Source organism: Hydrogenophaga sp., assembly GCF_051007235.1.
In the GTDB taxonomy this organism is placed as follows: domain Bacteria; phylum Pseudomonadota; class Gammaproteobacteria; order Burkholderiales; family Burkholderiaceae_C; genus Hydrogenophaga.
Genome location: NZ_JBPCSJ010000363.1, coordinates 1 through 9,315 on the forward strand (window position 1 = coordinate 1; position 9,315 = coordinate 9,315).

Annotated in this window: 6 protein-coding genes; 4 read left to right on the forward strand and 2 right to left on the reverse strand. The window is 69.5% G+C overall.

The features are described 5' to 3' along the window. Window positions 1–217: 217 nt before the first annotated feature. From ACR2JA_RS13075 to ACR2JA_RS13090, 4 genes are all read left to right on the forward strand, one after another. On the forward strand, window positions 218–1,108 hold the full coding sequence (locus ACR2JA_RS13075; protein ID WP_434009517.1) for a DMT family transporter: 891 nt from the start codon (window positions 218–220) through the stop codon (window positions 1,106–1,108). A 96-nt stretch (window positions 1,109–1,204) separates the two neighbouring features. Further along, on the forward strand, window positions 1,205–2,080 hold the full coding sequence (locus ACR2JA_RS13080) for a sulfurtransferase (RefSeq protein WP_434009518.1): 876 nt from the start codon (window positions 1,205–1,207) through the stop codon (window positions 2,078–2,080). A gap of 79 nt (window positions 2,081–2,159) precedes the next feature. Further along, window positions 2,160–4,739, forward strand: coding sequence for a PAS domain-containing sensor histidine kinase (locus tag ACR2JA_RS13085; RefSeq protein WP_434009519.1), 2,580 nt, complete (start codon window positions 2,160–2,162; stop codon window positions 4,737–4,739). Continuing rightward, the gene (locus ACR2JA_RS13090; protein ID WP_434009520.1) at window positions 4,736–7,297 is read left to right on the forward strand and encodes a PAS domain-containing sensor histidine kinase; all 2,562 of its coding nucleotides are present in this window, start codon (window positions 4,736–4,738) and stop codon (window positions 7,295–7,297) included. The genes ACR2JA_RS13085 and ACR2JA_RS13090 overlap by 4 nt, the downstream gene beginning before the upstream one ends. A 60-nt stretch (window positions 7,298–7,357) precedes the next feature. Here the strand turns inward: ACR2JA_RS13090 and ACR2JA_RS13095 are convergent, their stop codons facing one another. Next, window positions 7,358–8,179 (reverse strand): ZIP family metal transporter, encoded by an 822-nt coding sequence (locus tag ACR2JA_RS13095; protein ID WP_434009521.1) that lies wholly within the window; start codon window positions 8,177–8,179, stop codon window positions 7,358–7,360. Window positions 8,180–8,241: 62 nt separating this feature from the next. Beyond that, window positions 8,242–9,141, reverse strand: coding sequence for a dienelactone hydrolase family protein (locus ACR2JA_RS13100; protein ID WP_434009522.1), 900 nt, complete (start codon window positions 9,139–9,141; stop codon window positions 8,242–8,244). Between the last annotated feature and the right edge of the window lie 174 nt (window positions 9,142–9,315).

Here is a 9,315-nt window from a genome sequence, read left to right on the forward strand (position 1 = left end):
GCGTCACCCCCCCAGGGGGGCGTCACCAGCAGCCCGGCGGAGCCGGTTCTGCGGTGACTCTGGAACGAGACACGGCTGTCGCAACGACGCCCCCGCGAGAGCCGCCGTCGGGGAGCGAAGTGCCTTTACCCCAGGCCACCGCGGAACCGGCTTTGCCGGGCCGCCAGTGGCGTCCCCCCGGGGGGGTGACGCCGCAGGCGGCGCGGGGGGGTGCCTAGTGCAAGCCCTGTGGATGCTGCTGGCGTCGGTGTTCTTCGCGACCATGGGGGTGTGCATCAAGTTCGCGTCGGTGCACTTCAACAGCTTCGAGATCGTCACCTACCGCGGTCTGGTGGGGGTGGTGTTTTTGTGGGGATTCACCCGGGCGCGCGGCGTCTCGCTGCGCACTACCGTGCCCATGATGCATGTGTGGCGCAGCCTGGTCGGCACGGTCTCGCTGACCGCCTGGTTCTACGCCATCGCCCTGCTGCCGCTGGCCACGGCCATGACGCTCAACTACATGAGCAGCGTCTGGATCGCCACCTTCCTGCTCGGCGGGGCGCTGCTGGTGCAGGGCCGCGGCGCGCCCATGCGGCAACAGGGGCCGCTGTTCCTGACGGTGCTGGCCGGGTTCGCCGGGGTGGCCATGATGCTGCGTCCCACACTCGCGCCGGACCAGCTGATCGGCGCCATCGTGGGCCTGCTCTCGGGCCTGTTCGCGGCGCTGGCCTATCTGCAGGTGGCGTCGCTGGCCCGCGCGGGCGAGCCCGAAACCCGCACCGTGTTCTATTTTTCCATCGGCGCCGTGCTGGCCGGCCTGCTGGGCATGGCCTTCGTGGGCGCCACGCCCTGGACCTGGCCGGCCGCGCTGTGGCTGCTGCCCATCGGCCTGCTGGCGCTGGGCGGGCAGCTGTGCATGACCCGCGCCTACGCCAGCGGCGCCACCCTGCTGGTGGCCAACCTGCAGTACTCGGGCATCGTGTTCGCGGGCATCCTGGGCATGGTGGTGTTCGGTGACCGCATGCCCCTGATGGGCTGGCTGGGCATGGGCCTCATCATCGCCAGCGGCATCACCGCCACCTGGCTGCGCAGCCGCGCCGTGCCCAATGCGCCGGCAGAAGAGCACTGACGGCCTGCACGCCGGCGCGCCGGCAGTGCACAGCGTCACGGGTGCAAACCTTTGCTCTATAGGGCGCAGCGGGGGGTGTCCCGCACAATGCGCCGCATGTACCCACTGCTCATTTCCACCGCCCAGCTGCAGGCCCTGATGGCCGGCAACGCGCCGCCCCTGGTGTTCGACTGCAGCTTTGACCTGATGAACCCCGACGCCGGGCCCGAACAGCACCGGCAGGCCCACATACCGGGGGCGCGCCATGTGCACCTGGACCGCGACCTCAGCGCGCACGACGGCGCGCCGTGTGCCAGCGGCGGACGCCACCCGCTGCCCACACGCGAGGCCTTTGCCGGCTGGCTGGCCGCCGCCGGCCTGAACGCGGGCCAGCAGGTGGTGGTGTACGACAGCCAGGGCGTCAACTACTGCGGGCGCCTGTGGTGGATGCTCAAGTGGTGCGGGCACGAAGCCGTGGCCGTGCTCGATGGCGGGTTCCAGGCCTGGCAAGCGGCCGGTGCAACGGTGGCCACGGGTGAAGAACCAGCGGCCGCCGCGCCCGGCAGCTTTGTGCTGGGGTCGGCCCTGGCCGCCACCGCCGACGCCCGCGGCATCGCGCGCCAGCTGGGCGCACCCGACCAGACCCTGATCGACGCGCGCGGCGCCCCGCGCTTTCGCGGCGAGGTCGAACCGCTGGACCCGGTGGCCGGCCACATCCCGGGCGCGCTGAACCGCCCGTTCGCCGACAACATCGGGCCCGACGGCCGCTTCAAGCCCGCGGCCCGGTTGCGCGCCGAGTTCGAGCTGCTGCTGGCCGGCCGCGACCCGGCCAGCGTCACCCACCACTGCGGCAGCGGCGTGAGCGCAGTGCCCAACCTGCTGGCCATGGAAGTGGCCGGTCTGGGCCGCACCGCCCTGTTCCCCGGCAGCTGGAGCGAGTGGTGCAACACACCCGGCCTGCCTTGTGCCCAGGGTCAAGTTTCCCGCGCCTGAGCCGATGCCATAGGACGACCCGACATGGATTTGCGCCGACCCGCCCCGCACCGGGGTGCGCTGGTGCACCACCCCCCACGTGACAGAACCCGTCCGCACCGCACCGGTGACGCCCGACAAGGGCATCCACCAGACCACGCTCAAAGCCATTGCGCTGCTGATCGGCGTGGCCGCGACCGTGCTCACCCCGCTGGTGCAGCTGAGCAGCACCAACCCGCTGGAGGTGTGGTCGACCGTGCTCGTGGCGCTGATCGGCTGGGTGGCCTACGCGCTGGTGTCCAGAGGCCACACCGTGTACATGCCCCATCTGATGGTGTATTCGGTGCTGATGGCGGCCAACCTGGCGGTGCTGGCTTTTGGTTCGGTGCGCACCGCGGGGGGCTTCCTGTTCGTGGCGGCGGTCGCGGGGGCGGGCATTCTGCTGAGCCGCACCGCGCTGATCGGCTCGGTCGTGTTCAGCGTGGCGTCGCTGGGGGCACTCACGCTCGCTGAAGCCCGCGGTGGGCTGCATACACCCAATTTCGCTGTCGGCACCAAGGTCTGGATCACGCACTCCACGGTGCTGATCGTGGTGGCCATCCTCGTTTACTACAGCCGATCGCGGGCCGAAGCGGCTTTCCAGCGGCAGCTGGAAGAACTGGCCCTGCGCAAGCGCACCGAGCAGGAGCGCGACCGCAGCCTGGTGCGCTTTGCCCGCATCTTCCGCACCAGTCCCAGCCCCATGCTGGCGCAGTCGGCCCGCGACGGCATGATCCTGGACGTCAACCCCGCCTTCGAGCGCTGCTACGGCTACACGCGCGACCAGGTGCTGGGCCAGCCCGACCACAGGCTCTGGGCCGATCTGTCGCAGCGCACCGCCTACCTGGAACAGATCGCCGAACACCGCCGCACCGAACGCGTGGCCGCGCGCAGCCAGCGTGCCGATGGCAGCCCGTTCGACGCACTGGTCTCCAGCGAAATGAGCGACGACCCCGGCGACCGCCTGGTGATCACCACCATCATCGACGTGACCACCCAGAACGAGGCCATGGAGCGGCTGCGCAAGTCCGAGGAGCGCTTTGCCAAGGCCTTCAACTTCAGTCCGCTGAAGATGACCATCACGCGCTTGAGCGACGGCAAGTTCATCGAGGTGAACCAGGCCCGGGACCCGGTGCAGGGCCTGCGCCGGGACGATCTGCTGGGCAAGACGACACTGGAGCTGGGCGGCTGGCTGAGCCCGGCGGACCGGCAGACCTTCATCGACCGCATCCTGGCCGACGGCCACGTGAGCGGCTACGAGACCCGCATGCGCCATGTGGATGGCGGGGTGATCGACGCCAAGATGTGGGCTGAGCGCATCGAGATCGACGGCGAAGACTGCATCCTGTCGTGCTTCGTCAACACCACCGAAGAAAAGCGCCGCGAGGCCCAGCTGCTGGCGCTCACCCGCGGCATGGCCGGCCCCAGTGGCGACGCGCTGTTCCAGGCGCTGACCTTGCACATGGCGCAGGCCATCGGGGCCGACATGGTCACCGTCAGCGAGCTGCGCGACGACCACCGCGCGCGCACGCTGGCGGTCTGGAAAGACGGCCGCAACAGCCGCAACTACAGCTTCGATCTGGACGGCACACCCTGTGCAGAGGCCTTGAAGCAGCCCAGTCTGTACGTCCACGAAAGCGCGCTCGCCCAGCGGTTCCAGCACTACCAGGCCCTGGCCGACGAGGGCTTGCAGGCCTACGTGGGCCAGCCGCTGCGCGACGAGGACGGCACCCCCATCGGGGTGCTCAACGCGTTCTGGCGCCACCCGGTGCATCTGTCCAACGACACCCGCGCGCTGATGGCGATCTTTGCCAGCCGGGCCAACGCCGAGCTGGTGCGCCTGCGCCGCGACCGCGAGATCCTGCGCCTGAACACTTCGCTGGAAGAACGGGTGCGCGAACGCACCGCCGAACTGCGCAAGCTCAACGCCGAACTCGACTCGTTCGCCTATTCCGTTTCGCACGACCTGAAGTCGCCGCTGCGCGCGATCGACGGCTTCACCCAGCTGCTGCAGGAGTCGCTGGAGGGCCGGCTGGACGCACACGAGGCCGAACTGCTGGACCGCGTGCTCGCCGGCACCCACCGCATGAGCACGCTGATCGCCGACCTGCTGGCGCTGGCCCGGGTCAGCCAGGGACCGCTGCAGCGCAGCCCGGTCGACCTGAGCGCGATGGCGCTGCAGGTGCTGCAGGCCGAGCAGGCCAAACACCCGGAACGCACCCTGCGCTGGCAGGTCGCGCCCGGTCTGCACGCCGAGTGCGACGCGCGGCTGGCCCGCATCGCGCTGGAAAACCTGCTGGGCAACGCGGTGAAGTACACCCGCGACCAGGCCGACGCGGTGATCGAATTCGGCCAGCTGCCGAACCACCAGGGCGCAGCGGGCGACTTTTTTGTGCGCGACAACGGCACCGGTTTCGACATGGCGCACGCCCACAAGCTGTTCCAGCCCTTCCAGCGCCTGCACATGCCCAGCGCCGGCTTCGAGGGCACCGGCATCGGCCTGGCCACGGTGCGCCGCATCCTGGAGCGACACGGCGGCAGCATCCGCGCCGTTGCGCAACCGGGTGAAGGCGCGCGCTTCCTGTTCAGTTTCGAAGCGGCCACCAGCGCCGCACCACCGGCGACATCGACAACGCCATGACGACACCCCCGCCCACCGATTTGCCACGCACCACCGCCCCCCGCCCGGGCCGGTTCGACGAGCACCGCCGCAAGGCGTTGCACACGCTGCTGCTGTCCACCAGCGCGGCCTTCCCCCTGGTCGGCGTGACGCTGTACCTGCGCGATGGCGGCACCCCGCTGGCGTGGACGGTGCTGCTCATGAGCACCCTGGTCTGGCTGCTGGTCTGGCTGTGCCGGCGCGGGCACGACGTCGCGGCAGCCCACGGGCTGGTGCTGATCACGCTGGCGGCGGCCAGCGTCTCCACGGTGCTCGGCGGTGGCGTGCGCAGCGCCGGCGTGTTCGCCCTCATGGCGTCCATGCTGCTGGCCAACACCTTCCTCTCGCGGCGCAAGATGCTGGCCGTCGTGGCGTTTGGCATCGCGCTGCTGGCGGTGGTCAACCTGATGGAGCAGCGAGGGCTGCTCCCCGGTCTGCCGACCACCACCTGGGGGCTCTGGGTGATCCAGACCGCCGTGATCGCGATGCTGCTGATCAGCGCATTGGCCGGCCAGCACCGGCTGCGAGAAGCGTTCGACCGCCAAGCCGAGGCACTGGCCGCGGCCGAGGCGGCACAGGCCGCCCAGCGCGACAGCCAGGAACGCTTCACGGCCCTGTTCCGCAGCAACCCGGTGGCCTGCCTGGTGCAGTCCATCGACCGCGATGTCATCGTCGACTGCAACCAGGCCTTCTGCACGCTCTCGGGTTATTCGCGGGAAGAACTGGTCGGCGCCGCGCTGCCACCGATGTGGATCGATCCGGCCGAGCAGCTGGCGTTTCGCAGCCGCGTCGTGTCGTCCGGGCGCGTGCAGGGCCTGGCCGCCAAGGGGCAGCGGCGCGACGGCAGTGTGTTCGATACCCAGGTCCACGCCGAGCTGGTGCAGCACGGTGACGAGCGCCTGTTGCTGACCATGGTGCTGGACGTGAGCACCGAGACGGCCTCCCGCGTCGCGCTGGAGAAGTCGCGCGAACGCTTCTCCAAGGCCTTCAACTTCAGTCCGCTGGGCATGACCATCACGCGCATGAGCGATGGCCGCTTCATCGAGGTCAACCCCGCCAACGAACGGGTGCTCGGCTACACCCAGGCCGACTTCGCAGGCAAGACCGCCACCGACGCCGGCGTGTGGCTCAGCGACGCCGACCGCGACCACTATGTGGCCGCCCTGCGGCGCGAGGGCCGGCTGGTGGCGTACGAAACCCGCATGCGGGCCAAGTCCGGCCAGGTGGTGGACGTGCGCATCTGGGCCGAAATGATCGACATCGCGGGCGAGGAATGCGCCCTGTCGTTCACCCTCAACGTGGCGGCTGAAAAACAGCGCGAAGCCATGCTGCTGACGGTGGCCGAAGGCGTCTCGGGCGAAACCGGCGAAGCCTTCTTCCGCTCGCTGGCCGAACAGCTGGCCAAGGTCATCGGCGCCGACGGCGTGGTGATCGGCGAACTCGACAGCGCCCGGCGCCTGAACACGCTCAGCCTGCTGTGGAGCGGCGCGCACCAGCCCAACCACAACTGCGACATCAGCTTCACGCTGTGCGACCAGGCGCTGACGCAGCCCGAGATGCTGCTGTTCGAGAATCCGGCGCCGGGCCCGATGCTGCTCAAACCGCCCTTCAGCGACGTGGACCTCAGCGCCTTTGTGGGCCTGCCGCTGCGCGATGCCGACGGCAGCCCGGTCGGGCTGCTGAGTGCCGTGTGGCGCGAGCGCCCGCAGCTGCAACCCGACTTTCAGGCGCTGCTGACCATCTTTGCCAGCCGCTGCAACGCCGAACTGCTGCGCCTGCGCCGCGACCGCGAGATCCTGCAGCTGCAGTCCACGCTGGAGCAGCGGGTGCACGAGCGCACCGAGCAGCTCGAGTACCTCAACCGCGAGCTCGATTCGTTCGCCTACACCGTCTCGCACGACCTGAAATCGCCGCTGCGCTCGATCGACGGCTTCAGCCACCTGCTGCGAGAACAGATGCAGGAGCGCCTGAACGACGACGACCGCGACATGTTCGACCGCATCGACACGTCGGTCCAGCGCATGAGCAGCCTGATCACCGACCTGCTGTCGCTCGCGCGCGTGAGCCAGGGCAGCCTGCAGCGCATGGACGTGAACCTGAGCGAGCTGGCCGAAGACGTGATCCGGCAGGAGCGCCACCGCGACCCGGCGCGCGCCGTGCAGGTCAAGATCGAGCCCGGCCTGATGGCCAACTGCGACGCCCGCATGGCGCAGATCGTGCTGGAAAACCTGCTGGGCAACGCCTGGAAGTACACCCGGCACCAGGCGGCCGCCACCATCGAGTTCGGCAAGGCACTGCGACCACCGGGCCAGGCCGCGGTGTTCTTCGTGCGCGACAACGGCGCCGGCTTCGACATGGCGCGCGCCGAACGCCTGTTCAAACCCTTCAACCGCCTGCACGCGGCCAGCGAATTCGAAGGCTCGGGCGTGGGACTGGCCACGGTGCGCCGCATCATCGAACGGCACGGCGGCCACATCCGCGGCGAAGGCGAAGTGGGCAAAGGCTCGGTGTTCGAGTTCTCGTTCGGCAGCGGAGACTGATCCCCCCGCGCCGCCTGAGGCGTGCCTTGCAGGCCGCAGGCGGCGCGGGGGGGACTTCCCTCAATGCGCCAGGCTGCTGACCACCGTCACCAGGCCGATGCCCGCGCACAGCCACAGCACCTGGCCCACCGTCTCGCGCAGGCCCAGGCGCTTTTGCAGCTGCGGGATCAGGTCCGCCAGCGCGACGTACACAAAACTGCTGGACGCCGCCACCAGGAAGTACGGCAGGAAGTCACTGAGCTGCCCGAGCAAGGCATAACCCACCAGCCCGCCCAGCGCCGTGACGGTGCCCGCCAGCGACACCTTCACCAGCGCCGCGCGGCGCGTGCCCGAGGTCTGCTGCAGCACCACCAGATCGCCCATGTGGTGCGGCACCTCGTGCGCCAGCACGGCCAGCGAGGTCACCACCCCCAGCCGCATGTCGGCCACAAACGCGGAGGCGATCAGGATGCCATCGCCAAACGCGTGCACGCTGTCGCCGGCAAGCACAGCCCAGCCGCCCGAGCGGCGCTCGTGACCGTGGTGATGGTGCTGGTGGCCATGCCCGGCGTGCGCGTGCCCCTCATGGTCGTGGCCGGCGTGACCGTCGTACGCCGTGTCCTGGTGGTGCTCATGGCCGTGGTGCCACAGCTCGGCCTTGTCGAGCAGGAAGAAAAACACCAGCCCGCCCAGCAGCAGCGCAAACAGATCCTTGGCCTCGGCCTCGCTGTTGAAGGCCTCGGGCAGCAGGTGCATGAAGGCGGTGGCCATCAGCGCACCCGCCGCCAGGCTGAGCATGTGCTGGGTGTAGCGCGCCAGCATGGCCAGGCCCAGCACGGCGGCCAGCCAGACGCTGCCCACGCCGGCGGCCACGGTGCCCAGCAGGATTGCAATCAAAGTCATGTCGTTCGTTCAAACAAAAAGGGCCGCTTGGGCGGCCCTGGGGTGCGGTGTGCGCCGGCGGGTCAGGCCACGCCGTGCTGCTGGAACCAGGCCAGCGCCCGCTTCCAGCCGTCTTCGGCCGCGTCCTTGCGAAAGCTCGGCCGGTAGTCGGCGTGGAAGGCGTGCGGCGCGTCCGGGTACACCACAAAGGTCGACGCCCTGGCCGCGGCACCGCCGGCCGCCAGGGCAGTCTTCATCTTATCAACCGTGTCAAGCGGTATGCCGGTGTCGGCCCCGCCGTACAGCCCCAGCACCGGGCCGTTGAGCTGTGCGGCGACGTCGACCGGGTTGCGCGGGGTCAGCTCGTTCGGGGTCCCCACCAGGCGGCCGTACCAGGCCACCGCGGCCTTCACGTTCGGGTTGTGAGCGGCGTACAGCCAGGTCTGGCGCCCGCCCCAGCAGAAACCGGTCACGCCCAGCTTTTTCACGTCCCCGCCGTTGGCGGCCGCCCAGGCCACCGTCGCGTCCAGGTCGCCCATCACCTGCGCGTCGGGCACTTTGGAAATGACCTCGGCGATCAGCTTGGCCATCTCGCCATAGCCCTGGGCGTCACCCTGGCGCACGAACAGCTCGGGCGCGATCGCCAGGTAACCGGCACGGGCGAAGCGCCGCGCCGTGTCGGCGATGTACTCGTGCACACCAAAAATCTCGGACAGCACCAGCACCACCGGCAACCCGGTCTTGCCCGCGGGCGCGGCGCGGTACGCCGGCATGCCAAAGCCCTTGACGTCGATGGTCACATCCCCGGCCACCAGCCCGTCGGCCGGCGTCTTGATGGCCGTCTGGGCCAGCGTGGGCAGCACCGACGCGGCATAGCCCACGCCAATGGCCGCCTTGAGCGCCGTGCGGCGCGTGGCGCCCGCTTCAGTCGATTGCCCCGGCAGCAGTGCGGACAGATCTTGGGTCTGGGACTCGTTGAGCATGGTGGTCATCTCCTGTTGTGGTGGTGTAAAACACGGCAGACCCAGACGCCGACACAAAGTTCAGTGGGCCTGTTCCCAGTTGGGTCCAACTCCGACTTCCGCCAGCAGCGGCACCTTGAGCTGGGCCACACCCGCCATCAGGCGCGGGATCTCGGTGCGCAACCAGTCCACTTC

Bases quoted from the DNA above. Each gene is read 5' to 3' on its own strand.
- ACR2JA_RS13080 (WP_434009518.1), top strand. From the start codon at position 1,205: ATGTACCCACTGCTCATTTCCACCGCCCAGCTGCAGGCCCTGATGGCC.
- ACR2JA_RS13090 (WP_434009520.1), top strand. From the start codon at position 4,736: ATGACGACACCCCCGCCCACCGATTTGCCACGCACCACCGCCCCCCGC.
- ACR2JA_RS13095 (WP_434009521.1), bottom strand. From the start codon at position 8,179: ATGACTTTGATTGCAATCCTGCTGGGCACCGTGGCCGCCGGCGTGGGC.
- ACR2JA_RS13100 (WP_434009522.1), bottom strand. From the start codon at position 9,141: ATGCTCAACGAGTCCCAGACCCAAGATCTGTCCGCACTGCTGCCGGGG.